The sequence below is a fragment of the Mesorhizobium sp. B2-4-15 genome (genome assembly GCF_006658505.1).
Taxonomy (GTDB): Bacteria; Pseudomonadota; Alphaproteobacteria; order Rhizobiales; family Rhizobiaceae; genus Mesorhizobium.
This window is the reverse complement of record NZ_VFUZ01000015.1, coordinates 59,018-85,136: the sequence shown is the minus strand read 5'-3', so window position 1 is coordinate 85,136 and position 26,119 is coordinate 59,018. Positions and strand designations below refer to the sequence as shown.

General features: G+C 63.4%; 25 protein-coding genes. 14 read left to right on the top strand and 11 right to left on the bottom strand.

Translation table 11 applies throughout. The annotated features are described in order from the left end of the window. Positions 1-3 precede the first annotated feature (3 nt). Positions 4-927 (top strand): ABC transporter permease, encoded by a 924-nt coding sequence (locus FJ930_RS18795; protein ID WP_141839649.1) that lies wholly within the window; start codon positions 4-6, stop codon positions 925-927. A 36-nt stretch (positions 928-963) separates the two neighbouring features. After that, positions 964-2,211 (top strand): kynureninase, encoded by a 1,248-nt coding sequence (gene kynU / locus FJ930_RS18790; RefSeq protein ID WP_141839648.1) that lies wholly within the window; start codon positions 964-966, stop codon positions 2,209-2,211. 57 nt (positions 2,212-2,268) lie between these two features. Here the strand turns inward: kynU and kynA are convergent, their stop codons facing one another. Then, positions 2,269-3,105 carry a tryptophan 2,3-dioxygenase gene (gene kynA / locus FJ930_RS18785; RefSeq protein ID WP_140739616.1) on the bottom strand — a complete coding sequence of 279 codons (837 nt, stop codon included), beginning with the start codon at positions 3,103-3,105 and terminating at the stop codon, positions 2,269-2,271. Then, positions 3,102-4,727, bottom strand: coding sequence for an AMP-binding protein (locus tag FJ930_RS18780; protein WP_141839647.1), 1,626 nt, complete (start codon positions 4,725-4,727; stop codon positions 3,102-3,104). Before FJ930_RS18780 ends, kynA begins: the two co-directional genes overlap by 4 nt. A 313-nt stretch (positions 4,728-5,040) precedes the next feature. Here FJ930_RS18780 and FJ930_RS18775 point away from each other — a divergent pair, with 313 nt between their 5' ends. Then, positions 5,041-5,871: an alpha/beta hydrolase gene (locus FJ930_RS18775; RefSeq protein WP_141839646.1), complete on the top strand. Its 831-nt coding sequence runs from the start codon at positions 5,041-5,043 to the stop codon at positions 5,869-5,871. Between the two features lie 47 nt (positions 5,872-5,918). Here FJ930_RS18775 and glp read toward each other — a convergent pair whose 3' ends face one another. From glp to FJ930_RS18750, 5 genes are read right to left on the bottom strand one after another with little or no spacing between them, the layout of a single operon-like run. Beyond that, entirely contained in the window at positions 5,919-7,124 is a 1,206-nt protein-coding gene (gene glp, locus FJ930_RS18770; protein ID WP_141839645.1) for a gephyrin-like molybdotransferase Glp, read from the bottom strand. Next, a complete protein-coding gene (moaC, locus tag FJ930_RS18765; RefSeq protein ID WP_141839644.1) occupies positions 7,124-7,606 on the bottom strand; it encodes a cyclic pyranopterin monophosphate synthase MoaC in 483 nt (160 codons plus the stop codon). Before moaC ends, glp begins: the two co-directional genes overlap by 1 nt. A 2-nt stretch (positions 7,607-7,608) precedes the next feature. Then, on the bottom strand, positions 7,609-8,421 hold the full coding sequence (gene trpC, locus FJ930_RS18760) for an indole-3-glycerol phosphate synthase TrpC (RefSeq protein WP_141839643.1): 813 nt from the start codon (positions 8,419-8,421) through the stop codon (positions 7,609-7,611). A gap of 3 nt (positions 8,422-8,424) precedes the next feature. After that, positions 8,425-9,435, bottom strand: a complete 1,011-nt coding sequence (gene trpD / locus FJ930_RS18755) for an anthranilate phosphoribosyltransferase (protein WP_141839642.1) — start codon at positions 9,433-9,435, stop codon at positions 8,425-8,427. Beyond that, a complete protein-coding gene (locus FJ930_RS18750) occupies positions 9,432-11,324 on the bottom strand; it encodes a SurA N-terminal domain-containing protein (protein ID WP_141839641.1) in 1,893 nt (630 codons plus the stop codon). Before FJ930_RS18750 ends, trpD begins: the two co-directional genes overlap by 4 nt. A gap of 144 nt (positions 11,325-11,468) precedes the next feature. Here FJ930_RS18750 and tpiA point away from each other — a divergent pair, with 144 nt between their 5' ends. From tpiA to FJ930_RS18725, 5 genes are all read left to right on the top strand, one after another. Continuing rightward, positions 11,469-12,239, top strand: coding sequence for a triose-phosphate isomerase (gene tpiA, locus FJ930_RS18745; protein WP_141839640.1), 771 nt, complete (start codon positions 11,469-11,471; stop codon positions 12,237-12,239). A 166-nt stretch (positions 12,240-12,405) separates the two neighbouring features. After that, the gene (gene secG / locus FJ930_RS18740) at positions 12,406-12,876 is read left to right on the top strand and encodes a preprotein translocase subunit SecG (RefSeq protein WP_140739589.1); all 471 of its coding nucleotides are present in this window, start codon (positions 12,406-12,408) and stop codon (positions 12,874-12,876) included. Positions 12,877-13,087: 211 nt separating this feature from the next. Further along, positions 13,088-14,215, top strand: coding sequence for a L,D-transpeptidase (locus FJ930_RS18735; RefSeq protein WP_141839639.1), 1,128 nt, complete (start codon positions 13,088-13,090; stop codon positions 14,213-14,215). 131 nt (positions 14,216-14,346) lie between these two features. Then, positions 14,347-15,984, top strand: a complete 1,638-nt coding sequence (locus FJ930_RS18730) for a CTP synthase (RefSeq protein WP_140777480.1) — start codon at positions 14,347-14,349, stop codon at positions 15,982-15,984. A gap of 25 nt (positions 15,985-16,009) precedes the next feature. Next, positions 16,010-16,555: a DUF1697 domain-containing protein gene (locus tag FJ930_RS18725; RefSeq protein WP_141839638.1), complete on the top strand. Its 546-nt coding sequence runs from the start codon at positions 16,010-16,012 to the stop codon at positions 16,553-16,555. 49 nt (positions 16,556-16,604) lie between these two features. Here the strand turns inward: FJ930_RS18725 and FJ930_RS18720 are convergent, their stop codons facing one another. Further along, positions 16,605-18,062, bottom strand: a complete 1,458-nt coding sequence (locus FJ930_RS18720; protein ID WP_140739577.1) for an NCS1 family nucleobase:cation symporter-1 — start codon at positions 18,060-18,062, stop codon at positions 16,605-16,607. 442 nt (positions 18,063-18,504) lie between these two features. Between FJ930_RS18720 and FJ930_RS18715 the strand changes: the two genes are divergently transcribed. Continuing rightward, positions 18,505-18,807, top strand: a complete 303-nt coding sequence (locus tag FJ930_RS18715; protein WP_140739574.1) for a DUF982 domain-containing protein — start codon at positions 18,505-18,507, stop codon at positions 18,805-18,807. Between the two features lie 666 nt (positions 18,808-19,473). Then, positions 19,474-20,469 carry a tRNA dihydrouridine(20/20a) synthase DusA gene (dusA, locus tag FJ930_RS18710; protein ID WP_141839637.1) on the top strand — a complete coding sequence of 332 codons (996 nt, stop codon included), beginning with the start codon at positions 19,474-19,476 and terminating at the stop codon, positions 20,467-20,469. Between the two features lie 2 nt (positions 20,470-20,471). Here dusA and FJ930_RS18705 read toward each other — a convergent pair whose 3' ends face one another. After that, on the bottom strand, positions 20,472-21,176 hold the full coding sequence (locus FJ930_RS18705; protein ID WP_141839636.1) for a TIGR02281 family clan AA aspartic protease: 705 nt from the start codon (positions 21,174-21,176) through the stop codon (positions 20,472-20,474). A gap of 10 nt (positions 21,177-21,186) precedes the next feature. Continuing rightward, positions 21,187-21,417: a DUF1289 domain-containing protein gene (locus FJ930_RS18700; RefSeq protein ID WP_141839635.1), complete on the bottom strand. Its 231-nt coding sequence runs from the start codon at positions 21,415-21,417 to the stop codon at positions 21,187-21,189. 197 nt (positions 21,418-21,614) lie between these two features. Between FJ930_RS18700 and FJ930_RS18695 the strand changes: the two genes are divergently transcribed. Further along, on the top strand, positions 21,615-22,613 hold the full coding sequence (locus FJ930_RS18695; RefSeq protein WP_141839634.1) for a nicotinate-nucleotide--dimethylbenzimidazole phosphoribosyltransferase: 999 nt from the start codon (positions 21,615-21,617) through the stop codon (positions 22,611-22,613). Positions 22,614-22,637: 24 nt separating this feature from the next. On the opposite strand, the gene FJ930_RS18690 is transcribed toward FJ930_RS18695, so the two are convergent. Continuing rightward, positions 22,638-24,158, bottom strand: a complete 1,521-nt coding sequence (locus tag FJ930_RS18690; RefSeq protein WP_141839633.1) for an ATP-binding protein — start codon at positions 24,156-24,158, stop codon at positions 22,638-22,640. 76 nt (positions 24,159-24,234) lie between these two features. Between FJ930_RS18690 and FJ930_RS18685 the strand changes: the two genes are divergently transcribed. The 3 genes from FJ930_RS18685 to FJ930_RS18675 are packed head-to-tail and all read left to right on the top strand — an operon-like array spanning position 24,235 to position 26,115. Beyond that, a complete protein-coding gene (locus tag FJ930_RS18685; protein ID WP_141839632.1) occupies positions 24,235-24,858 on the top strand; it encodes a thermonuclease family protein in 624 nt (207 codons plus the stop codon). A gap of 31 nt (positions 24,859-24,889) precedes the next feature. Beyond that, positions 24,890-25,501 (top strand): glutathione S-transferase, encoded by a 612-nt coding sequence (locus FJ930_RS18680; protein WP_141839631.1) that lies wholly within the window; start codon positions 24,890-24,892, stop codon positions 25,499-25,501. Then, positions 25,441-26,115, top strand: coding sequence for a uracil-DNA glycosylase family protein (locus FJ930_RS18675; RefSeq protein ID WP_141839630.1), 675 nt, complete (start codon positions 25,441-25,443; stop codon positions 26,113-26,115). Before FJ930_RS18680 ends, FJ930_RS18675 begins: the two co-directional genes overlap by 61 nt. Positions 26,116-26,119 lie beyond the last annotated feature (4 nt).

The window sequence follows — 26,119 nt, the reverse complement described above, 5'->3', positions numbered from 1 at the left end:
ACCATGAGCTTTATCCAGGAAGTTCTGACGAGCTTCGTCGCGATCATCCCGGTCACACTGGCGCAGAGCCTGATCCTTGCCTTTGTCGTGCTCGGGATCATGATCCCGTTTCGCATGCTGAATTTTCCCGATCTCACCAGCGAGGGCGCCTTTCCGCTGGGCGGCTGCGTCTGTGGCGTGCTTCTTGCAGCCGGTGCATCGCCGCTGACAGCCATCGCGGTCGCCATCGCAGCGGGCTTTGTGGCGGGTTGCTGTACCGCCTTCATTCATCTGCGCTTCCGCATCCACACGCTTCTTGCGGGTATCCTGATGATGACGATGCTCTACAGCATCAACCTGCGCATCATGGGCAAGTCCAATCTCTCCGTTTTCGGCTCGCCCACCGTGTTCGACTGGGTGCCGTTCGCCCGGCCGGGTTTTCCGGCCAGCAAGATCGTTGTCGCCGGCCTTCTCGCGCTCCTCGTCTTTACGGTGCTTTACATGTTCTTCAGGACCGAGAAGGGGACCGCGGTGCGTGCCGTCGGCGCCAATCCCGACATGGCCGAAGCTCAAGGTATCAATGTCTGGGCGGCGACCATAGGCGGTGTCGGGCTGGCGAGCGCGTTTTCGGCGTCAAGCGGCGCGCTGATGGTGCAGTCGCAGGGATTTGCCGACGTCAATATGGGACTGGGGATTCTCATCAACGGGCTTGCCGCGCTGATGATCGGCGAGGCGGTTGTCGGCAAGCAGACGGTCTGGCGTCAGCTGCTGGCGCCTTTCGCCGGCGCGATCATCTACTACCAGCTGGTGTCGTTCTGCCTCGCCGCCGGCATGCCGCCGCCTGACCTGAAGCTTGCCACCGGCCTGTTCGTGCTCGCCATGCTGGCCTTGCCCAGCCTCAAGCGCAGCCGGGGACCCGCGCCGGCTCGCGAAGCCATTCGTGAATAAATTAGAGCGTGAACAAACCAGGGAATGTCTGAAATCATGCGTGCAACGCTCGATCTCGCAGCAGTCGAAGCCATGGATGCGGCGGATCCGCTGCGTGCTATGCGCGACCGGTTCATTTTGCCGGACGGGGTTATCTATCTCGACGGCAATTCGCTCGGCGCGGCGGCCCCCGCCGTCTTCAACGAGCTGCAGAAGGCCGCAACCCAGGAATGGGCGCAGGATCTGATCCGTGCCTGGAACACCGCCGGCTGGTTCGAAATGCCGGTCGCCCTTGGCGACCAGCTTGGACGCCTGATCGGCGCCGCGGCCGGCCAGACGGTGGTCTGCGATACGACCTCGATAAACATCTACAAGGTGCTGCATGCCGCGCTTGGCATGCGGCCGGACCGGTCGGTCATCGTCGCCGAAGGCGACAGTTTCCCAACCGACCTCTATATGGCCGAAGGTGTGGCGTCGACACGGCCGGGCACGGTGCTGCGGCTCGAAGGGGTCGATGCGCCTGATATCGAGGACCTGATCGACGAACGCGTCGCCGTCATCCTGGTCAACCACGTCAATTACAAATCCGGGCAGTTGCGTGACATGGCCGCGCTGACGCGCAAGGCGCATCAGGCCGGCGCGCTGATCGTCTGGGATCTCTGCCACACAGCCGGGGCCTTGCCGGTCGAACTCGATGCCACCAATGCTGATTTCGCCATCGGCTGTACCTACAAATATCTCAATGGCGGTCCGGGCGCGCCGGCCTTCATCTACGCCGCAAAACGTCATCACAGTGACGTCCATCAGCCGCTGAGCGGCTGGTGGGGGCATGCGAGGCCCTTCGCCTTCGAACAGGGCTATGCCGCAGGCAGCGGCATCCGCCGGTTCCTGTGCGGCACGCAGCCCGTGCTCTCGATGCGGGCGCTGAAGGGTGCACTGGATCTTTGGGACGACGTCGACATGGCCGCGGTGCGCAAGAAGAGCATCGCACTCACCGACCTGTTCATCCAGCTCGTCGAGACCAGATGCGGCGCCTACGGCCTTGAGCTCGAAAGCCCGCGAGACGGCAATGCGCGCGGCAGCCAGGTGTCGTTCATCCACCCGCATGGCTATCAGGTGATGCGAGCCTTGATCGAGCGTGGCGTGATCGGCGATTTCCGCGCGCCGTCAACGATCCGTTTCGGCTTCACGCCGCTCTATGTCGGTTACAGGGACGTCTGGCAGGCGGTCGAGGTGCTGGAAGACATCCTGCGCACCGGCGCCTGGCAAGAAGCGCGCTTCGCGGTCAAGACAGCCGTGACTTGAGTGGCTGTTGCCCGAAGCGTTCAGCGGGCGACGACATTTACGAAGCAAAGGCGCTCGTCAGAGCCGGGTGCGAACCGTCCAGAGTTCCGGAAACAGGACGACCTCGAGCATCTTCTTGAGATAGGAGGCGCCTGACGTGCCGCCGGTGCCGCGTTTCATGCCGATGATACGTTCGACCGTGGTGACGTGGTTGAAGCGCCAGCGGCGGAAGTAGTCCTCGAAATCCACCAGTTTCTCGGCCAGCTCATAGAACATCCAGTAGCGCTGCGGATCACGGTAGACGGTCTGCCAGGCGACCAGGACTTCTTCGTTCGCTGTGCGGGTTTCGCGCCAATTCGTACGTCTGGCATCGGCACCGATGTCGAACCCGTTGCGCGCCAGAAGCAGCAGCGCTTCGTCGTAGAGTGATGGCTCGGCCAGGATCGCCTCCAGCTTTTGGCTGAGGTCCGGCCGGTGTTTGTGCGGGCCGAGCATTGCGAGGTTGCGGTTGCCGGCCATGAACTCGATGGCGCGGTACTGCCAGGACTGGAAGCCCGAGGATTGGCCGAGCGCGTCGCGGAACTCGGTGTATTCGCTGGGCGTCATCGTGCGCAGCACGTCCCAGGCATTGTTCAACTGCTCGAAAATGCGCGCGACGCGCGACAGCATCTTGAAGCTCGGCTCAAGCCGGTCGGCGCGGATGGAGCGGATCGCGGCACCGATCTCGTGCAGCGCGAGCTTCATCCAGAGTTCCGAGGTCTGGTGCTGGATGATGAACAGCATCTCGTCATGCGCCGACGACAGCGGCGCCTGCGCGTCGAGCACTTTTTCCAGATGCAGATAGTCGCTGTAGGACATGCGCTCCTTGAACGACATCTGTGCGCCTTCGGACGCCGGATCGTAGGGCTCGCTCAATTGATTTTCTCCATGCGCAACCGGAAGCGTTGGATCTTGCCGGTCTGGGTCTTGGGCAGGGCGGCGATGAATTTCACCGAGCGCGGATATTTGTAGGGGGCGATGGTGGCCTTGACGTGGTCCTGCAGGCGCTTGACGGTCAATGCATCGGACGCCACGCCTTGCACCAGCACGACATGCGCCTCGACGATCTGGCCGCGTTCTGGATCCTCGGCGCCGATGACCGCGCATTCGGCGACATCGGGATGCGCCAGCAGCGCCGCCTCGACCTCGGGCCCGGCGATGTTGTAGCCGGCGCTGACGATCATGTCGTCGGAGCGCGCGGCGAAGTGGAAAAAGCCGTCCTCATCCTGGGTGAAGGTGTCGCCGGTCAGGTTCCAGCCGTCGCGAACATAGTCCTTCTGCCTGTCATCGGCCATGTAGCGGCAGCCGGTCGGTCCGCGCACCGCCAGCCGTCCGGGTTCGCCACGCGGCACGTCGCGCATCTCGTTGTCGACGATGCGCGCTTCGTAGCCGCCCACCGGCTTGCCGGTCGAGGCAGGCTTCATGTCGTCAAAGCGGTTGGAGATGAAGATGTGCAGCATTTCGGTGGCACCGATGCCGTCGAGGATCGGCTTGCCGGTTTTTTTCGTCCACTCTTCGAAGACCGGAGCCGGCAATGTCTCGCCGGCCGAAACGGCTACGCGCAGCGATGACAGGTCGGCGCCTTCATCCATGGCCTTCAGCATTGCGCGATAGGCGGTCGGCGCGGTGAAGGAAATGGTCGCTTTGTAGGTCTCGATGATGTGGATCATGTTGGGCGGCGTCGCCTGTTCCAGCAGCGTCGCCGCGGCACCGAAGCGCAGGGGAAAGATGGCGAGCCCGCCAAGGCCGAAGGTGAAGGCGAGCGGCGGCGAGCCGACGAAGATATCGTCCGGCGTCACCTGAAGAATCTCGCGGGCATAGGCGTCGGCGATGATCAGGAGGTCGCGGTGGAAATGCATCGTTGCCTTGGGCACGCCTGTCGTGCCCGAGGTGAAACCAAGCAGCGCGACGTCGTCGCGGCCGGTGTTGACAGCGGTGAAGGTGACAGGCTTGTCGAGGGCGGCGCGATCGAGTTCGGCATCATGGTTGGCGGTGCCGTCGAAGCCGATGACCTGTTTCAGGAACGTGCTGTCCTTGGCGGAGGCGGTCATCTCGTCCATCAGCCTGGTGTCGCAAAGCGCGATGGTGATCTCCGCCTTGTCAACGATCTTGGAGAGTTCGCCGGCGCGCAGCATCGGCATGGTGTTGACGACCACGGCGCCGACCTTGGTGGCCGCCAGCCAGCAGGCGACCATTGCGGGGTTGTTGGCGGAGCGGATCAGCACCCGGTTGCCCGGCTTGACGCCGTAATTCTCGACCAGCGCATGGGCGAGCCTGTTCGTCCAGTCGGACAATTCCTTGTAGGTGCGGCGGCGGCCATTGCCAATCAGCGCGGTGTGGTCGCCGAGACCTCTTTCGACCAGCCTGTCGGTCAATTCGACGCCGGCGTTGAGGTATTCGGGATAGTCGAAGCCATCGAGCAGGAAGTCCGGCCATTGATCCGGCGGCGGCAGATGATCGCGCGTGAACGTATCGATATGCGCTGAAGGCCCAAGCATCTCGCCGCTATCCTGTTTGCTGCCTGGCCGGTGCGCGAGGCACCCGACCGAGGTGGTGGATCTCAAGTTCCCGTCTTTCGGTGGAGGCTTCGTGCAGCCGGCTACACCTGGTCGTCGAAGCCACCGGAACGGTCGACATCCACAGGTTTGAACGGCACAGCGGACCTCCCATTGTCGCTGTTCCTACAGACAGGATCGCACCAGTCGAAATTTGTTTCAAGCCTAAAATGTTTTTGCCCTGGCGCATTGACGCATGGCATGGTGGCGGCCATTGCTAGCACCGAAATGATGCCGCTTCAGGGGAGGGGTTCCGATGCTCGACCATCGCATTGCCGATTGGGACAATGCCTACGCCAATGGCGCGAACATTGCCGGCAGCGATCGCTGGCCGGCCGCCTGGGCGGAACCCGCGCAAGCGTTTCGTGACGCGATGTCGGCGCAAGGCCGCGCAAGGTTCGACATCGCCTATGGCGACCGACCGCGCAATCGGTTCGATCTTTTCCTTCCCGAGGCCGCTCCCAAGGGGCTCGTCGTGTTCATCCATGGAGGTTACTGGCTGGAGTCCGACAAGAGCACTTGGTCGCACCTCGCCAAGGGCGCGGTCAGCAGCGGCTTCGCCGTGGCGATGCCATCCTATACGTTGTGCCCGGACATACGCATCGCCGGCATCGTCGGCGAAATCGGTGCGGCAATCGCCAAGGCGGCGGCGATGGTCGAAGGCCCCCTGATGCTGTCCGGACATTCGGCCGGCGGGCATCTCGCCAGCCGCATGGTGACCACAACCACGCCTCTGGCTGGTGACGTGGCAAGGCGCGTACGTCATGTCGTTTCGATTTCGGGCCTCCATGATTTGCGGCCGCTGATGCGCACCGGCATGAACGCGGCTTTGGCAATCGACGAGGCCGAAGCCTTGGCCGAGAGCCCGGCACTGCTGCGTCCCATGGACGGCGCCCGCATCACCTGCTGGGCCGGCGGCGGCGAGCGTTCCGAGTTCCTGCGCCAGAACGCGCTGCTGGCCAACATCTGGACCGGGCTTGGCGCCACCACAAGCGCCGTGGTCGAACCCGACCGGCATCATTACGATATTGTCGATGGCCTCGCCGATCCGGCGCATCCGCTGACGCGGGCCTTGATCTCGCAATAGCCGAGATCATTTTTTATCCGCTTATCAGCGGCTTATGTGGCGGCTCTTCAGCGCAGCATCAGCACGCTGCACAAATCTCCCACAGCCGATGCCGGGGCAAACGGGGCGCGCACGATCAGCCCGTTGGCGTCAGCCAGCATCCTCAGCATCGAAGAATCCTGGATGCCGAACGGCGTCGCCACCAGTCCGCCATCGTCCTCCTGGACCACCGCCCGCACATAGTCCTGGCGCAGATCATTGGCCGCCATTGCGGCGCCCAGCCGCGCAGGGCGGATGTCCTGACGATGATCGCGGCCGCCGAGCCTTGCCAGAAGCGGCTTCAGGAACAATTGTGAGCAGACTAGGCTTGCCACCGGGTTGCCGGGCAGGCCGATGCACCTGATATCGCCAAGACGCCCGAACATCAGCGGCTTGCCGGGACGCATGGCGATCTTCCAGAAGCCGAGCGTCATGCCTTCGCCCGTCAATACGTCATGAATCAGGTCGTGGTCGCCAACCGACGCGCCCCCAAGGGTGACGATGACATCCGCGCCGGCCGCGACCGCCTTCCTGACAAGCCCGGCGATCGCGTCCTGGCGGTCGGCGGCAATGCCGAGATCGAGTGCGCGGGCGCCGACAGACTGAGCGGTGGCGGCGACGCCATAAGCGTTGGACGAGATGATCTGGTCCGGCCCCAGCTCGCTGCCGGGCGCCAACAACTCGTCTCCGGTGGCGATGATGGCGACCAGCGGCCGTTTCACCACGCTCACCCGGGGATGATTGGCCGATGCTGCCAGGGAAAGGGCCGCCGGATCCAATACCCGTCCCTTTTCCAGCAGGACGTCGCCCTTGGAAAAGTCGAGGCCGATGCGGCGGATGTTACGCCACTCGGCGGTAGGCTCGATCACTTCGATATTGCCGCCGCCAATAGCCCGGACATTCTCCTGGATGACGATGGTGTCAGCGCCGTCAGGCAGCGGCGCCCCGGTGAAGATGCGCACGGCCTGCGCATGGCCGACCGTGCCGTCAAAGCCACGTCCGGCCGGCGCCATGCCGATCACCGAGAGTTTCGATGGCACCGAGGCTACATCCGCGGCATGGACGGCATAGCCATCCATTGCCGAAGCGTTGAAGGGCGGCTGGGTGCGAAGTGCCACGACCGGTTCCGCCAGCACACGATCGACCGCCTCGATAAGAGGAACGCTTTCGCCGGCCAGCGGCACCGCGCCGTCCAGCAGGCGTTCGAGCGCCTCCACCACCGGAACCAGCGCCATCAGGCACCTGCCTTGTAGTCGCCGGACTTGCCGCCGGTCTTTTCGACGAGCCGGATGCCGGAGATGACCATCGCGCGATCCACCGCCTTGGCCATGTCGTAGATGGTCAGGCAGGCAACCGACGCGGCGGTCAATGCTTCCATCTCGACGCCGGTCTTGCCGGTGACGCGCGCCAATGCGGTGACTTTCAGGCCTGGCAGCGCGTGGTCCGGCTCAATGTCCACGGAAACCTTGGTCAACAGCAGCGGATGGCAGAGCGGGATCAGCTCATGTGTCTTTTTCGCCGCCATGATGCCGGCGATGCGCGCGGTACCGAGTACATCGCCTTTCCTGGCGTTGCCAGCGAGGATGGTCTTCAGCGTTTCGGGCTGCATCGAGACGAAACCCTCGGCGATCGCCGTGCGCGTCGTCTCGTCCTTGCCGCCGACATCGACCATATTGGCCTCGCCCTGCGCGCCGAGATGGGTGAGGGCCGATGTCATCGTCAGATGGCCTCGGCCGGCGCCTTGCCCGTCAGCAGCAGGCGCGTCGCCGCGGTGACGTCCTGTTGGCGCATCAGGCTCTCACCGACGAGGAAGGTGCCGATGCCGGACTTCCGCATCCTGAGGCAATCGTCATGGGTGAAGATCCCGCTTTCGCTGACCAGCAGGCGATCGGCGGGCACCATCCCGGCCAGCCGCTCCGAGGTTTCTAGGCTGGTTTCGAATGTTCTCAGATTGCGGTTGTTGATACCGATCAGCCGCGAAGACAGCTTTACCGCGCGCTCCGTCTCGGCCTCGTCATGCACCTCGATCAGCGCATCCATGCCGAGTCCGAACGCCGTCGTCTCAAGCTCGTTCGCCAGGACATCGTCGACGCTGGCCATGATGATCAAGATGGCATCAGCGCCCCAGGCGCGGGCCTCAAAGACCTGATAGGGATCGAACAGGAAATCCTTGCGCAGCACGGGCAGGGCGACGGCTGCCCTTGCCTTGGTGAGGAATTCCGGCGCACCCTGGAAGGACGGCGCATCGGTCAACACCGAAAGACAGGCGGCACCGCCCCTTTCATAAGCCTTTGCCAACGCCGGTGGATCGAAATCGGCACGGATCAGCCCTTTGGAGGGGCTCGCTTTCTTGATTTCGGCGATCAGCGCGAAGCCGCCCGATCCGCGCTTCGCCTCGAGAGCCGCAAGGAAGCCGCGTGGCGCATCCGTGTCCTTCGCCCGCGCCTTGATCTCGGCCAGCGGCACACGCGCCTTGGCGGCGGCGATCTCCTCGCGCTTGTAGGCCTCGATCTTGCGCAAAATGTCAGACACGGTTCACCCGTTTGAAATTTCGACCAGATGGTCGAGCACCTGCAGCGCCCGGCCGCTGTCGATGGCCTGCGCGGCCATCGCGATTCCGTCGCCAAGCGTCGTCGCCTTGCCGGCGATCACCAGTCCGGCGCCGGCATTCATCAACACGGTGTCACGGTAGGCGCCGGCAGCGCCGCCCAGCATATCGCGCAATGCCTTGGCATTGTAGGCGGCATCACCGCCGCGCAGCTCGTCCTTGGTATGGCGCTTCAGCCCAAACTCTTCCGGAGTCAGTGTGAAGCTGCGGATCTCGCCGCCAACCAGTTCGGCGACCTGGGTCTCGCCGGTTGTGGTGATCTCGTCATAGCCATCGCCATGCGCCACCCAGGCATGCTCGGTGCCCAGCGCCTTCAGCGTCTCGGCCACCGGCATGATCCATTCCGGCAGGAATACGCCGACCATCTGGCGCTTGACGCCTGCCGGATTGGAAAGCGGCCCAAGCAGGTTGAAAATGGTGCGGGTGCCAAGCTCGACGCGGGTCGGGCCGACATGCTTCATCGCCGGATGGTGCGCGGGCGCGAACATGAAGCCGACGCCCGCTTCATGGATGCAGCGGCCGATGAACTCGGGCGAGAGATCGATCTTGACCCCGAGCGCGATCAGGACATCGGCCGCGCCGGTCAGCGACGACAGGCCGCGATTGCCGTGCTTGGCGACGGGAACGCCGCTGGCGGCGATGACGAACGCCGAGCCCGTTGAAATGTTGACGCTGTGGGAATTGTCGCCGCCGGTGCCGACGATATCGATCGCGCCGGCGGGTGCCTCGACGCGGAGCATCTTGGCGCGCATCGTGGCGACAGCGCCCGAGATTTCGCTCACCGTTTCACCGCGCACGCGCAGCGCCATCAGGAAGCCGCCGATCTGCCCGGGAGTCGCGTCGCCCGACATGATGATGTCGAAGGCCTCACGCGCTTCCTCGAAGGAAAGCGCGGTGCCGGCCGCGACCTTGGCGATATGGGTTTTCAGCGCGCTCATCTTGTCGAGGCTTGGGCAACGGCGGCCTGGTCGACGCGGACGCCGTACTGCGTCTGCAGCTGCGCCACCAACTGGTCGAGCAAATCGTCCGACATGCCGGAGGTGAAAGATTTTTGCGCATCCTCCGGCACCGAACTGGCATCGGCCCCGGCGGGTTCGAACACTTCGGCGACCTTGAACAGGATCTGTCCATCGCCGGTGGGCGAGGGGATCAATCCGGTGCCGCCTTCGCCGACGCCGAACATGACCGCGGCGCCCTCCTTGCCGAAATCGGCATCGTCGGCTTCGCGCTTCAGGCCGCGCTTGGTCTGCTTTTCCAGCTTGAGGTCAGCGGCGATCACGTCGAGCGTCGCGCCGGCCTTGAGCCGCTTTTCGAGTTCATCCGCCTTGGCGGCGAGCCGCTTGGTCGTCTCCGCCGCCGTCCAGTCGGCGACGACCTTCTGGCGGACCTCATCCAATGTGCGGTCGCGAGCCGGCGTGATCGAACCAACCTCATAGAAGATGAAGCCGTTATCCGCCGTGGTCAGCGCTTCGTTTTCGGTGTTGGGTTCCGCGTCAAAGACCGCCTTGATCAGTGCCGGCGATTCCGGCAAGTCCTTGACGATGGAGCCATCCGGCCTGAGGCCATTGCGATCGATGGCGTCGATGGTGACATCCTTCAGTTTCAGCTTTGCGGCCGCAGCCGCCAGCGAACTGCCGGACGCGCGGGTGTCTTCATAGTTGTCGTGCACATCCAAAAGAATGCGGCTTGCCTCACCCAGCGCCAGGTCCTTGCGGATCTGGTCCGACACTTCGGCCAGTGGCTTCACCACCTCGGGCTTGATCTCGGTGACGCGCAACAGCACTGGACCGAAGGCACCCTGGACGACCTGGCTGACTTCGTTGGCGTTGAGCGCGAAGGCGGCATCGGCAACCGCCTTGTCGGCGATCTTGTCCTTGGCGAGTGTGCCAAGCAGCGTATCGGCGGGGGTCTTGCCTTCGGCGGTCACCAGTTTTTCGAAAGTGGCGCCTGCCTTGAGCGAATCGAGCGCTGCCTTGGCAGCGTCCGGTGTCTTGAACACAAGCTGCTCGATAGTGCGCATCTCGGGCGTGGTGTAGCGCGCCTTATTCTTGTTGTAGTCGTCGTTGACCTGCTGGTCGGTGACGGCGGTCGTATCCATGATGTCCGCAGGCTCGAGGCGGACATAGGAGAACTTGCGATACTCAGGTGCGGCGTAGGTTTTCTTGTTGGCCTCGAAATAGGCCTGAAGCACGCTATCGCTCGGCGTCTCGATCGGTTGGACGAGCGTCTTCGGCAATGTCAGATAGTCGACGGTGCGATCCTCGCCGCGGTAGAGTGCCACCGCCTTGAGGAAAGTGTCCGGCGCCTTGAGGCCGTCCGAGACCGCTTCGACGATCTGCTGACGCACCGCGACCTGGGCGCGGTTCTTCAGATAATCCTCGGGCCGCATCCCGACCTCGCGCAGCAGGTACTCGAACGTCCTCCTGTCGAACTGGCCGCTCGGGCCCTTGAACGCAGGGTCTTCGCGCGTCAGCTCGGCCAGCCTGTCCTTGGACAGGCCCAGACCCAGCTTGCGCGCCTGTTCGTCGAGAACGGCACCGGAAACGAGCTGCGACAGCACCGTGTTGTCGATGCCAAGCGCCTTTGCCTGTTCATGGGTGAGGCGCTGACCGAACTGCTGCGACATGACGGCAAGCTGGCGATCATAGGCAAGGCGATATTCGTTGATCGACACCTTGGTGCCACCCGCCGTTATCACCGAATCGTGGCCCGCAAAGCCGCCCATCAGCCGCCCGGAGATGCCCCAGGCGGCGAAACTCACCACCAGCAGCGAAAGCAGTGACTTCGCGACCCAGGTACCCGCCGCGCTTCTCAATGTACCAAGCATGGTTACTTCCGATTTATGCGCATTTTCGGATGCGCCGAGTCTGAAACAAGCGCAATAGCGCCCTTCCGGCCCACTGTCGATTGCTTTGTGGCTTGATTTTGGTAGTGAGGGCCAGAGCCCGATATCGCCCCGGAGAAGCAGACCATGACACCAGGAATTCGCCCGCTCGTCGCCGGCAACTGGAAAATGAACGGCACCAGCGCCTCGCTGAACGAACTCAGGATGATCGGCAATGGGTTCATGACCGGGCTCGACGCGGAAACCGAGGCACTGGTCTGCGTTCCCGCGACGCTGCTTTCCCATGCCGCGGAGATTCTGTCGCGCACGCCTGTCCATGCCGGTGGTGAGGATTGCCACCCCAAGGAAAGCGGCGCCTACACCGGCTGCATCTCGGCGGAGATGCTGAAGGACGCGGGCGCGAGCCATGTCATCGTCGGCCATTCCGAGCGCCGCGAGCAATGCGGCGAAGACGATGCGACTGTCCAGGCCAAGGCCGCCGCGGCATGGCGTGCCGGGCTCGTGGCGATCGTTTGCATCGGCGAGACGCGGCAGGAGCGCGAGGCCGGAGCCGCGCTGGAGGTGCTGTCGCGCCAGGTCGCCGGCTCGGTGCCGCCAAGCGCCACGCCATCCAACACCGTCATTGCTTATGAGCCGGTATGGGCGATCGGCACCGGCCTGACGCCAACGGCGGCCGACGTTGCCGAAGCGCATGCGCATATCCGCGAAAGGCTGTCGGAAAAACTCGGCGCCGCCGCTGCCAGGATACGCATTCTTTATGGCGGCTCGGTCAAGCCGTCGAATGCCGTGGAGTTGCTTGGCGTCCGGAATGTCGATGGCGCGCTGGTTGGCGGCGCCAGTCTGAAAGCCGCCGATTTCCTCGGTATCGCGGAAGCGTATCGCAGCATTTCAGGATGAATCCACGACGATGGACGGGTCGCGGCGCGTCCAAATTCGTTGCAAAGGACGCGTTGCTTCCCATATTCCGGCCACGGGCTTGGAAATGCCGTGAAAGCATTGTATTGAGCCGCCTCCAATTCACCGGTCGTGTCCGCGGCCGGGCAGGGCCTTGCCAGGATAAACTATGCAAACCGTACTGATCGTCATCCATCTCATGGTCGTGCTCGCCCTTGTCGGCGTGGTGCTGCTGCAACGCTCTGAAGGCGGCGGCCTTGGTATTGGTGGCGGATCGGGCTTCATGACGGCGCGCGGCGCCGCAAATGCGTTGACGCGTGCGACGGCGATCCTGGCGGCCGCTTTCTTTGTGACGTCGCTGACATTATCGATCATTGCCCGCTACGGCGAGAAGCCGATCGACATTCTCGATCGGGCTCCCGCGACCTCGGACGGCGCCGGCAAGGGCGTGCTCAACCAATTGCCCGGCACGACGGCCCCGGCGCCCGCCGGCACTGCCACGCCGACGCCGCCATCCGGCAATGACGCCGCCACGAAGCCTCCGGCACCGGCTACCGCGCCCGCCGCCGGCTCGACGTCGCCGGCGACGAACGGCGCCACCAACACCGCGCCGGCGGCACCGCAGGTCCCGAACCAGTAGCCTCCACTTCTCCCAAACCGCGACCTGTTGTCGTTTGAACACAGTCGCGGCAAATGCTGCGCGATCACGAAGATTCGACGCGTAGCAGCGAGGTCTCGCGCTTGAGACCGCCGAGCTTATTCGACTATAGATTGCACGCGGCATTTTCGGTGTCCTTGGGGGACGCCGGGCGACGCCGTGGGCAACAAGCATTGAACGATCGGATCTCGCCATGCAGCTTCGCAGCTTCATTCTCCTGGGACTTTGCGCCGTACTTGGCCTCGGTTCCCCGGCCTTCGCCGGCGTACCGGCCAATCTGGCCGCCAATCAGTCGGTCGAGAAAACCGACGCCATCAACGTCGCAGTCAAGAGCGATGCGGCGCAGTTGAGGCTTCTCAAGAAGAAGAAAAACCCGACGCCGGCCGATCTCGCCCAGATCGAGAAGATCGAGGCCAAGGTCGCCGCCGACAAGGAAGATGCCAAGACCAAGGCGCTGGAAGCCAGGAAGCTGGCGATGCGCGAGGCGGCAAAAGCCAAAGCCGAGGCGGAACGGCAGGCCTTCCTGGCCAACAAGGGCAAGAGTGCCCCGGCGACCGAAGTGGCCGAGGCGAAGCCTTCCAAGAAGACCATCAGGATCATCGAACCAGTGGCGCCGATTCAGCCGATCCAGTCCGCCGAACCAATCCCAGCCGAGGCGATGAACGTCGCATTGACCGGTAACAATGGCGAGTTGCGCAGCGAGGCGCTAGGCCAGAAGCAGAACACTGGCGGTGGCGGCCTGTTCGCAGGCCTGTTCGGCGGCACCTCTTCCGGATCGTCGATAAGCTATCTGCCCGAGACGCGCGCCCTTGACTCGGCCCTTGCCAAGCGAGACGCCAAGAAGCCGTTCAAGGTGAAACCGGAATTCGTGCCGCAGGACGTGGAGTTCACCGGCTACGAAGCAGGCACCATCGTCATCGACACCAGCGCCCGCCGTCTCTATCTCGTCGAATCATCGTCCACTGCCCGTCGCTATGCGATCGCGGTCGGCCGTGAAGGCCTGCAGTTCAAGGGCACCGTTGCTGTCGGCGACAAGCAGGAATGGCCGCGCTGGATTCCGACGCTCGACATGCAGAAGCGCGAGCCCAAGCATTACGGCCAGTACAAGGACGGCATGCCTGGAGGCGGCCAGAACCCGCTCGGCGCGCGCGCCATCTACCTCTATGACGGCAAGAAGGACACGCATCTGCGCATCCATGGCACGATCGCGCCGCAGTCGATCGGAACCAGCGCCTCCAACGGCTGCTTCCGGATGATGAACGAGCACGTCATGGACCTCTACAGCCGCGTCAGGATCGGCACCAAAGTCGTCATCATCTGACGCTTCCACCAACATGCCGAAAGGGCCGGCTCAGCCGGCCCTTTTGTTTTGCCTCGTCTCCGGCGCCTTCTCGAGAAAAATCCTTCGCGGCGGTTTTTTCTCTGGCGGAATCAATCAGGCCGCGTTAAGCGATGAATCCCATGGCGCGATATGTATTCATCACAGGCGGCGTGGTTTCCTCACTTGGAAAAGGCATAGCTGCGGCGGCCCTTGGGGCTCTCCTGCAGGCGCGAGGCTATCGCGCACGCATCAAAAAACTCGACCCTTACCTCAATGTCGACCCCGGCACGATGTCGCCGTATCAGCATGGCGAGGTGTTCGTCACCGATGACGGCGCCGAGACCGATCTCGATCTTGGCCACTACGAACGCTTCACCGGCCGCTCGGCCAATCAGCAGGACAACATCACCACCGGCCGCATCTACAAGAACATCATCGAGCGCGAGAGGCGCGGCGACTATCTCGGCGCCACGGTGCAGGTCATTCCGCACGTTACCGACGAGATCAAGAATTTCGTCCTCAACGGCAATGACGACTATGATTTCGTGCTGTGCGAGATCGGCGGCACGGTCGGCGACATCGAGGCGATGCCGTTCCTCGAGGCCATCCGCCAGCTCGGCAACGATCTGCCGCGCAACAACGCCGTCTATGTGCATCTGACATTGATGCCCTACATCCCGACGGCCGGAGAGCTGAAGACCAAACCGACCCAGCATTCGGTCAAGGAATTGCGCGGTATCGGCATCGCGCCCGATATTCTTCTGGTGCGCGCAGACCGTGCCATTCCCAAGGAAGAGCGCAGAAAGCTCTCGCTGTTCTGTAACGTCCGGGAAAGCGCGGTCATCCAGGCGCTCGACGTGCCGCACATCTACGACGTGCCGATGGCCTACCACAAGGAAGGGCTTGATTCGGAAGTGCTGGCGGCCTTCGGCATCGATCCGGCGCCGAAGCCGCGCATGGAGCCCTGGCAGAAAGTGTCGGACCGGATCCACAATCCCGAAGGCGAGGTGACGATCGCCATCGTCGGCAAATACACTGGCCTCAAGGATGCCTACAAATCGCTGATCGAGGCGCTTTCGCATGGCGGGTTGGCCAACCACGTCAAGGTCAAGCTCGACTGGATCGAATCGGAGATCTTCGAGAAGGAGGATCCGACGCCGTGGCTGGAAAAGGTGCACGGCATCCTGGTTCCCGGCGGCTTTGGCGAACGCGGCTCCGAGGGCAAGATTCTGGCGGCGAAGTTCGCGCGCGAGCGCAAGGTGCCGTATTTCGGCATCTGTTTCGGCATGCAGATGGCCTGCATCGAGGCGGCGCGTTCGCTGGCCGGCGTCGAAGATGCGTCCTCGACCGAATTCGGCCCGACCAAGGAGCCGGTCGTCGGGCTGATGACCGAATGGCTGAAGGGCAACATGCTGGAGAAGCGGCGGGAAACCGGCGATCTCGGTGGCACGATGCGGCTCGGCGCCTATCAGGCCGATCTCGCCAAGGGATCCAAGATTGCCGATATCTATGGCGACACGCAGATTTCCGAGCGCCATCGTCACCGCTACGAGGTCAACATCGACTATAAGCAGCGGCTCGAGGATTGCGGCCTGGTGTTTGCCGGCATGTCGCCCGATGGCGTGTTGCCGGAAACGGTCGAATACCCTGACCATCCCTGGTTCATCGGCGTGCAGTATCATCCCGAACTGAAGAGCCGGCCGCTCGATCCGCACCCGCTTTTCGCCAGCTTCATCGAGGCGGCGGTGGAACAGTCGCGCCTGGTCTAGGCCTCCGCCAAGCGGGCTTTACCCCATGCGGACCTATGTCGCGCTCCTCTACAGCATCATCCTCGGCGAGGGGCGTCGGGTTGTCATGTCGGACCTCAAGGCGATGGCGGAAGGCCTTGGCCTGAAGAACGTTCGCACTTTGGCGGCGACCGGCAACCTTGTCTTCGAGAGTGAAAGGACCTCGATCCCCGCGCTTGAAAAGCGGCTGGAGGCCACCTTCGAAAAGGCCTTTGGTCGCCACGTCGACATCATTGTCCGTGGTGCCGGAGATTGGCTGAAACTCGCGGCGTGCAATCCATTCCCGACCGAATCGGTGGAAGCCGGCGACCAGGTCGCGGTGCGCGTGATGCGCAAACCCGTGGCCGAAGACGCCATATCGGGGCTTCAGGCCTATGCCGCCGAGGACGAAAAGGTGCTCCTGGTCAGCGGCGATATATGGCTGGTGTTCTCGCGTGAGAGGCCGAGCTCGCGGTTGCTTGCCGCGGCCAATCACAAGCGCATGGGCATAGGCACGTCGCGCAATTGGAACACGGTGCGCAAGCTGGCCGAGATGGTCGAAGATAGGCAGTAGGCAGTAGGCAGTAGGGTGTGTTGTTCCCACTCCCTACTGCCTATTCCTATCAAGCCTTCGCCATCCTGGCGCCCGCACCCACGGCGGCGGTGCGCAGCACATAATAGATGATGCCGGCGATAGCGACGCCGAAGAACCAGCCATAGACGCCCCACCAGGACGGGAGCCAATTGGTGAAGTTCGGCAGGATCGACGAGAAGACCGCGCCGATGCCGGCGGCGATGAAGGCATTGACATGCCATCCACCCTGGAAGCGGAATTCGCCGTCCTCGCGGTAGAGCGCCTCGACATCGACCTCGCCCTTCCGGATGAGGTAGTAGTCGACCATCATGACGCCGAAAATCGGCCCCATCGTCGCGCCGATGATGTTGACGAAGGACGCGGCGCTGCCTTCCCACGGGGCGAAGGGATAGAGCACAAGCGCGATGATAGCCGCGATGTAGCCGCCCTTCTTGAAATCGATCTGACGTGGGAAGACGTTGGAGAAGTCGAATGCCGGCGAGACGAAGTTCGCCACGACGTTGATGCCGAGCGTCGCGACGGCGAAGGTCAAGGCGGCGAGCGCGGCCAGGAACCAGCTGTCGAACTTGGCCGAGATCTGGTCAGGGTGCAGCAGGACCTCGTGATAGACGTCATAGGCGGCGATAGTGGTGACGCCGGCGACCAGCGAGAACAGGATCAGGTTGACCGGCAGGCCCCAGATGTTGCCCTTGCGCAACGCGGCCTTGTCCGGCGCGTAGCGGGCGAAATCGCAGAAGTTGAGATAGAGCGCCGAGAAATAGGTCACCCAGATGGCGGCCACCGCGAACAGCGAGGTCCATGAACCCGGTTCGCCCGGCACGCCCGCGTCCTTGGTCTTTTCCTTCAGCACGTCCATCGGGATGTCGCTGGTGAAAGCGAAGGTACCGGATTTGACGCAGAGATAGACCGCCAGGATCAGCATCATCACCCAGACGGCAGGCCCGGCCCAGTCCTGGAAGCGGCGCACCGTTTCCATGCCCTTCTGGATGATCAGCAGTTGCAGCGCCCAGATGACCACGAAGCAGATCACCTCCAGGCCGGAATGGCCGAGGAAATGCGTACTGGCGTTGAAATCGGCGAACCATTGCGAGCGGATCAGCAGGGCGACGATCGCGCCGGAGGCGGCCGCCGTTTGCGCGCCGTACCAGAAGCAGGCGACGATCGCGCGTACCAGCGCCGGTATGTTGGCGCCCCAGATACCGAAGGAAGCGCGGGCAAGAACAGGGTAGGGCACGCCCGTCTTCACGCCCGCATAGCCGACCATGTTCATCAGCGCATAGATGATCAGCGAGCCGATGCCGATTGCGATAATAAAATTGACGAAGCCGCCGCAGAACAGAAACAGGCTGGCGGCGAGATAATAGCCCCAGAGGCTATGGACGTCCGACGTCCAGACGTTGAAGATCGAAAACGGTCCCCAATTGCGGATTTTCGCAGGAGCGAGATCCTCGTTGTATAAGTCAGGCGATGCACCTTGTATTGTCATTGCAACGTCCCCTTTTGCCAGAACGCGCCCTCACGCGTTGACCGCAGAGGTTAAGCCTGACGCTGGGGAACCGGCAAGCAACCATTTGTCGGCTTTGACCTTAAAGATATTCAATGCGAACCGCGATTATCGTGGGACCCCAATGGTGGGCCGCTGCTGAATCCCACCGGCCGGGTGATTCGAATTTCGGTAACGGCGATGCTGTCCAGGCGGTGCCCGATCACAGTGGGACCACTGCCGTTCGGGCGGCTGGAGGTAAAGGACTACCACCCGGCCGTAAAGTGGCCTGTCCTTTTTTTTCCGACGGTGTAGCCAGCTCCTTCGGCGGCCGCTTTCGACCGGCGGATTTTTTAAAGATTTTACGTTCTGCATGGAACCAACCGCCAGATGACGCGTTTCATTGGGTTCGATCGAGCGCATCGCGATCGACCGGGAGGAAACTATGGACTGCCTGCATTTCTTTTCGCCCGTGCGGATATCGCGCGGGCAGGGACACCCTGTAGAAGAAGTAGATAGTGTTGCCGAAGCGATGGTTTTCCTGCGCAAATGGCCAACGGGAAGGCGTGGCCCTGTATATCAGTGTGCGCTGAACTGCTGCTCGGCTGCCCTGTCGGGCCAGATGTCGGCCGAGGAAGCAAGGAAAGCGTTCACCGGCTTTGCCCGGATCACGCGGCTTCTCGATGATGACATGGCGATGCCGATAGGCAGCGACACCATGGCGAGCGTTCACGCATTGCGGCGGTAGCCGCATTGCCTCGAACTTAACCGCCACGTCCGCGATGGCCGCGGCGGTTTTTGCGCTGCCATGAAGGTGACTACCTGAGATCGCCCTTCGCGCATCTCGGCTGCACGAGCGTCGGGAATACCTCTTCGATCGCGCCATGCAGGTCGGCTGGCTCGGACATGGGTCCTTGTTCATGAGGACCAATTCGCCGAAGCAGTTCCGCGAGCTTCTCTCACGCTTCACAGAGGGCGTTGTGGCTGTCGACGTGGCGCTGTAGGGACGGCGCGAGGAACGGCCTTGCCATTCTTCGCGCATGTTCAGATAGCTCTTGCGCAGGCCTCTGAGGTCCGCCGTTCCAGTGAAAGCGCGCCTCCACTTTGCCTATGTCTGGTGCCCCGCCGAATGGTTTTGCGCGGCCGGCCGCGCCGCTGCAGGAGCTGGGCTGCTCGGGAGACAAATCGCAGAGGTACCCGCAGCAAACCAACGCGACCCGCGCTCCTCAAATCGAGAAGGCGCGGCATCCGCGGGAGGAGGTCGAGTTTCCACCGAGGACATCGATCAGGCGACAGGGGCGGCCGATATGGCGCCTTCTGGCAATTCGGCCTGTTTTCGGCTATAGGGGCGCAGGTGAATTTCGCGGTCGCTCCAATGAGCCGTTGGACAGGCTGAAGCTGAAATGACAAGAATATGAATGGATTAGGCAGCCCAATTTCCATCGCGCCGATGATGGACTGGACGGACCGCCATTGCCGGTTCTTCCATCGCCAGCTGACGAGCCGTGCGCTGCTCTATACAGAAATGGTGGTGGCCGACGCGGTCATCCAGGGCGCGCGCGAAAGGCTGCTCGGCTTTGATGCGGCGGAACATCCCGTTGCCTTGCAGCTCGGCGGCTCCGACCCGGCGAAGCTTGCCGAGGCTGCGCGCATCGGCCAAGCGTTCGGTTATGACGAGATCAATCTCAACGTCGGCTGCCCGTCCGACCGCGTCCAGTCGGGCACGTTCGGCGCTTGCCTGATGAAAGTGCCCAACCTCGTCGCCGACTGCGTCAAGGCGATGAAAGCGGGGGTGGCAATACCCGTCACGGTCAAGTGCCGGATTGGCGTCGACGAACAGGATCCTGAGCCAGCACTCGATGCGCTGGCCGACGGGGTTTTCGATGCCGGCGCCGACGCTTTGTGGGTGCATGCACGCAAAGCGTGGCTTGAAGGGCTGAGTCCCAAGGAAAACCGGGACATCCCGCCGCTCGACTATAACAGGGTCTATCGGCTGAAGGCTGGAAAACCGAACAAATTCATCGGCATCAATGGCGGCATTCAGTCGCTTGAAGAAGCGCGCGTGCATCTCGATCATGTCGACGGCGCCATGCTTGGCCGCGCCGCCTACCACACGCCCGGCATTCTGGCCGGCGTCGATGCCGCGTTCTACGGCGCGAAGCCCGAGGCGTTCGATTTCGCCGCGCTGATCGATGCGATGGCGGATTATGCGGCATACCACATCGAGCAGGGCGGGCGGCTGGGCCATGTCACTCGCCATATGGTCGGGCTGTTCCATGGGCTGCCCGGTGCGCGGCGCTACCGCCAGATCCTGTCGACGGACGCGACGCGGCCAGGCGCCGGGCCCGTCGTGCTGAAGAAGGCTTTCGAGGCTGTCGAGTTCGGGGGAGCAGCAGCCGAGGCGGCCTGACCTTAGTCCCTGAGGATCATACGATCGCCGCGCACGTCGAAGCCCGACAGCGAGCCGATGAAATTCATGCCGAGCAGGCTTTGGCTCAGCATGCCTGGCGCCGCGACCATCACCGTCATGTCCTTGCGCACGATGCCGCCGATCGCCACTTGGTCGGTCTTCACAGCCGCGGCGCGTGCCATGCCGTTGGCTGTCGAAACCGGTATCGTGTAGTTGAGCGCGGCCGGATTGAAGCCGGCCGCTTGCGCATCCTCCGAGGTCAGCACCGTGCTGGTCGCGCCGGTGTCGACGACGGCACGTACCGGATTGCCATTGACCAGGATGCGCGCTTCGAAATGACCGTTGTCGGCCTTGTCAAGGGTCACCGTGGCATGGCCGTCTTCGACACCGAGCGCCAGCGGACTGCCGGGAACGAGGCCGGCGGTGACCCGGCTGGCGATATCCTGCAGTTCGTAGCGATACTGATAGCCTGCGACCAGCGCGAGCACGATGGCCACCCAAGCGCCGAGGTTGCGGGCCATGGCGCCCAAGGGGCGGCCGGAACGAAGCAGGCCGGCGCCGATGAGGGCGCCGAAGGCACCAAGCCAGATCAGCCGGCCGAAATCGTAATTCTCGATGCCGAGCGTGCTGCCGGCGGAATCGTTGATCATGAGCAGGACCGCTCCCACCCCGATCACTGCCATCACTATCCAGAATAACCGGCCCATCACCGCCTCATCAAAGTGCGTCGCGTTCGCGCGCCATGCGGGTACGGCGCGTTTCCCGGCGAGGCCGGCGCTCGACCGTTTCCAGCCGGGCCGGCAGTTCAGCCATCACACTGCGGCGTGCTTCCTGCGTCATGCCCATCCAGGCGCCGATTTCATCGCGCGTGCGGCCGCAACCGAAGCAGAAGCCGGTTTTCACATCGATCGAACAGACCAGGATGCAGGGAGATTCGATGGCCGTCATGACTTTCTCTCGAGGGACCCGTGCGGAATCCGCTCTTCCACTCCCACATGGTGCAACGGCAAAGCCAATGCAAGCCCTCGCGATCGCGCCTTCCGCGGCCGCCTTTGCGGCAACCAGGGACAATGATCAGGGAAGGTTGTGCCGATCGCGCAACGCGGCTATGCCGCTCACCAACTCCAGGAATGATTGCTCACGACATGACCAGCGCGCTGCCTTTCGACGATTTTCGCAACCTGCTCGACAACCTGCCTGCTGCCGACCTCAAAGCTGAAGCGCAGGTGCGCGCGCTGTTTGCCAAGGCCGACAAGCCACGCAATTCGCTCGGCCGCATCGAGGACATCGCCGCGTGGTTTGCCGCATGGAGCGGCCGGGCTCCGCCCGCCGTGACAAGGCCGTTGATGGCTGTCTTTGCCGGCAATCATGGCGTTGTCAGGCACGGTATTTCGCCACGGCCGGTGGCGGCTACCGCCAACGCGGTCGAGCTGTGCGCGGCCGGGGGTGCGGCGATCAACCAGATCTGCATTGCCAACGATCTCGGGCTGAAGGTGTTCGATCTTGCCCTGCACATCCCGACCGGCGACATCATCGAGGATGCCGCGCTCGACGAGCGTGGCTGTGCCGCCACGATGGCCTTTGGCATGGAAGCGATCGCCGGCGGCACCGATCTGCTTTGCCTCGGCGATCTCGGCGTCGGCAATTCCACTGTCGCCGCCGCCCTGCTCGCCGCGCTGTTCGGAGGCAGGGGTGCCGACTGGATTGGTCCGGGATCCGGCGCCGATGCGGCGATGCAGGCCCGCAAGGCGGAGGTGGTCGATGCGGCCCTGGCCTTTCATGGCGGCCATCTCGAAGACCCGTTCGAAGTGCTGCGCAGGGTCGGCGGCCGCGAGTTCGCGGCGATAGCCGGCGCCATCCTCGCCGCGCGGATGCAGAACGTCCCGGTGCTGCTAGACGGCTTTGCGGCAACCGCAGCCGCGGCGGTGCTGTATGCCGCGAACGCCGCAGCGCTCGACCATTGTGTTCTCGCCAGCCTGTCGCCGGAGCCCGCGCATGCAAGGGCCGCCGAGTTGCTTGGCTTCCGGCCGCTGCTCGACCTGGGTATCAGCCACGGCGAAGGGGCAGGGGCAGCGCTTGCCGCGGGCCTGATCAAGGCGGCGGCGCTGACCAGTTCGGGAATGGCAGCAGCAGTGCGGGCATAGCCGCCCGCGCACCGATGAGATCCTCTACCGCCGTCGTGCCGCCACCGCCGCGGTCGGCAGCGCCGGCAGCTCTTCCATCACTCGGCTCAGCGGGAAGATGGCGATCGCCTCTGTGCCTTCGCGCAGCTTGGAATGCAGCTCGAACTCGCCGCCGTGCATGGCGAGCAAGCCTTGCACGATGGGCAGGCCAAGGCCGGTGCCCTGTTCGGCGCTCTTGATGGCGATCGAGCCCTGGCCGAAGGCTGAAAGCACGATCGGGATCTCGTCCTCGGGGATGCCGGGACCATTGTCCTTGATCGAAATGTATTGTCCGCCTCCCGCGGTCCAGCCGACACGGACGCGGATTTCGCCGCCGGTGGCGGTGAACTTGATGGCGTTGGACAGAAGGTTGAGCGTGATCTGGCGCACCGCGCGCTCGTCGGCGAACAGCCGCGGCAATGTCGGTTCGAAATCCTGGACGACGCGGATGTCCTTGTTGCGCGCCTTCAACTCCATCATGTGGCAGCAATCCTCGACGATGTTGAGCAACATCACCGGCTCTTCATTGAGCTGGTAACGGCCGGCCTCGATGCGCGACAGGTCAAGGATCTCGTTGATCAGATCGAGCAGATGCTGGCCTGAGTCATGGACGTCATGGGCATAGTCGCGATAGGTGGGATTGCTCATCGGCCCCAGCACTTCGTTCGCCATCACTTCGGAAAAGCCGAGAATGGCATTGAGCGGCGTGCGCAACTCATGGCTCATCGAAGCGAGGAAGCGCGACTTTGCCAGGTTGGCATCCTCGGCTCGTCGCCGCGCTTCGTCCGACATCGATTTCGCCGTTTCCAGTTCAGCGATCAGCGCGTCCTTTTCGGAGCGGAACGACAACAGCATCAAGGAGGAACGATTGATGTGACGGGCGACATAGGCGAAGAAAGGCAACGACAGGGCAAGCAGCGCCGCCATGATCGCCTCGACCGGCATCCACAGCTTGGCCCCGGTATAGGCATAGAGCGCCACCGGTACGGCGAAGGTCGCCAACAGTGCGCCGCTGAGGGACGAGGCCATGACCGCCGTCCCGGCCATGGCAAGCAGCAGCACCACCGCCTTGACCACCTGGAACTGGTCGAGGGCGCAGGCGCCGCAGCCGAGCCAGACGAACCAGGCCCAGCCGAGACCGCAAAGGAAATGGCCGGCCAGGAACTCCCTTCGTGCCTGCGAGGGGTTGATCTCGGAAGCCTCCGTCCGCTCGATACGCCGCGCCATGAAGGCGACGATCGTGTAGCAGGTAAGCGTGAATAGCGCCCAGAGCCCGATCTCGTTGCCGACGCCGGCGAACCGGCCAGCCGCGGCGATCGCCAGCACGAGTAGCGGGATGACCACGGCGCCGCTTGTCATGGCGCGGGCGTGGAGTTTCAGGAGTTCGCGGTCGAAATCGGGATTGCCCGCCTGCTGCGAAAGACGGTCGCGCGTCTTGCGCACCGCGCGCGCCACATCGCTGTTGCGATGCGGTTTCCTGCGGTCCACAATGAACTTGTCCGCTGTGTTCGAGCGTTGCAGGGGCATCAAAAACTTCAATTCATGCGCGCAGCGATTTCAAGGCGTTAAGCTACGTTCGAATGATTAACCAACCGTTTGCCATATGAGCCGTTCCTGGTCGCCAAGGTCGTACCGGCGGTACGCGGTGCCGCGCCCGAGAAGCCTGCGGCGCAAAATGCTGGACTATGCGCTGACCGTGATCATTCTGGGCCTGCTGATCCTGTTGGCGGCGCGCCTCGACCGGGTGGAGACGCGCAAGACGCAAGGTGCGGCCGTCGTCAATGATGGCGATTCGATTACGCTCCGCACCGAACGCATCCGCATGCGCGGCATCGACGCCCCGGAATACACCCAGACCTGCCGCAAGAACGGCGCCGATTATCCCTGCGGCACGCTGGCGCGTCAGTCGCTGGTGCGCCTGATCGCCGGCAGGCCGGTCACCTGCGGCGGCTGGCAACGGGATCGCTATGGCCGGTTGCTTGGCGATTGCATGGCCGGCGGTACCGATCTCAACCGCGCTCAGGTCGAGGCCGGCTGGGCCGTCGCCTATGGCGACTTCGAAAACGAGCAAGCGATTGCGCGCGCGGCAAAGGTTGGTATCTGGGCGGGCACGTTCGATCGGCCGCAGGACTGGCGCGCCAGCCATCGCGGCGAGCTTGTCGAGCGCAAGCACGGCACGCTGGCGTCCATCGGTGACGCCGTGCGGGAGATCTTTCGCTTCTGGTGAAGCGTATCTGGTGGAAGGGAAGGAGGATCGAATGAAACTCTTCGACGGCGGCCGGGCGCCCAACCCGCGGCGGGTTCGCGTTTTCCTCGCAGAGAAGGGGATCTCGGTTCCGCTGGTATCCATCGACATGGGCGCGCTGGAGCACAAGAACGAAGCGGTGAGTTCGCGCAACCCTTTGCAACGCCTGCCGGTGCTGGAGCTTGACGACGGCACCGTCATCACCGAATCCGTCGCCATCTGCCGCTATTTCGAGGAGTTGCACCCGGAGCCAGCCCTGTTCGGACGTGGCGCGCTCGGCAAGGCGCTGGTCGAGATGTGGCAAAGACGGATGGAGTTCAATTTGCTCAGTTGCGTCGCCCAGGCCTTTCGCCATATCCATCCGGCGATGAAGGAATGGGAAATCCCACAGATCCCCGAATGGGGCGAGGCCAACAAGCCGAAGGCGGTAGCGTTCCTGAAACTCCTCGACGGAGAGTTGGCCAATCGGGAGTTCGCCGCCGGCGACAGCTATTCGATTGCCGACATCACCGGCCTGATCGCGATCGACTTCATGAAGCCGGCACGGATCGAGGTGCCGGAGGAATGCACCAATGTGCTGCGTTGGCATCAGGCGATCTCCAGCCGGCCGAGTGCCGCCGCTTGAGCGTGGAACTGGACAGATTCGCCGCGACGGTCCGCGCCTGCCGCATTTGCGTCGAAAATCCCATCGGCAAGCCACTGCGGCATGAGCCGCGACCGGTGCTGCGGCCATCATCCAGCGCCCGCATTCTGATCGCCAGCCAGGCGCCGGGAACCAAGGTGCACCTGTCGGGCATGCCGTTCACCGATGCCTCCGGCGACCGGCTGCGTAGCTGGCTTGGCGTGACCAGCGACGAATTCTACGACATCGAAAAATTCGCAATCGTGCCGATGGGCTTCTGCTTTCCCGGCCAGGATGCCAAGGGCGGTGACCTGCCGCCCAGGCGCGAATGCGCTCCTGCCTGGCGCGCGCCATTGATGGCCCTGATGCCGGCGATCGACCTGGTGCTGACGATCGGCATCTATGCGCAGTCCTGGCATATGGGCGCCGCGCGCCGCCCTTCGCTGACGGAAACGGTGATGGACTGGCGGGCCATATGGGACAATCCCGTTGGCCCGAAAGTGCTGCCGCTGCCACATCCGTCCTGGCGCAACACCGGCTGGCTGAAGCAGAATCCGTGGTTTGAAATGGATTTGCTGCCTTTCCTGCGGTCGGAAATCCGATATCGCATCGCCTAGGCAA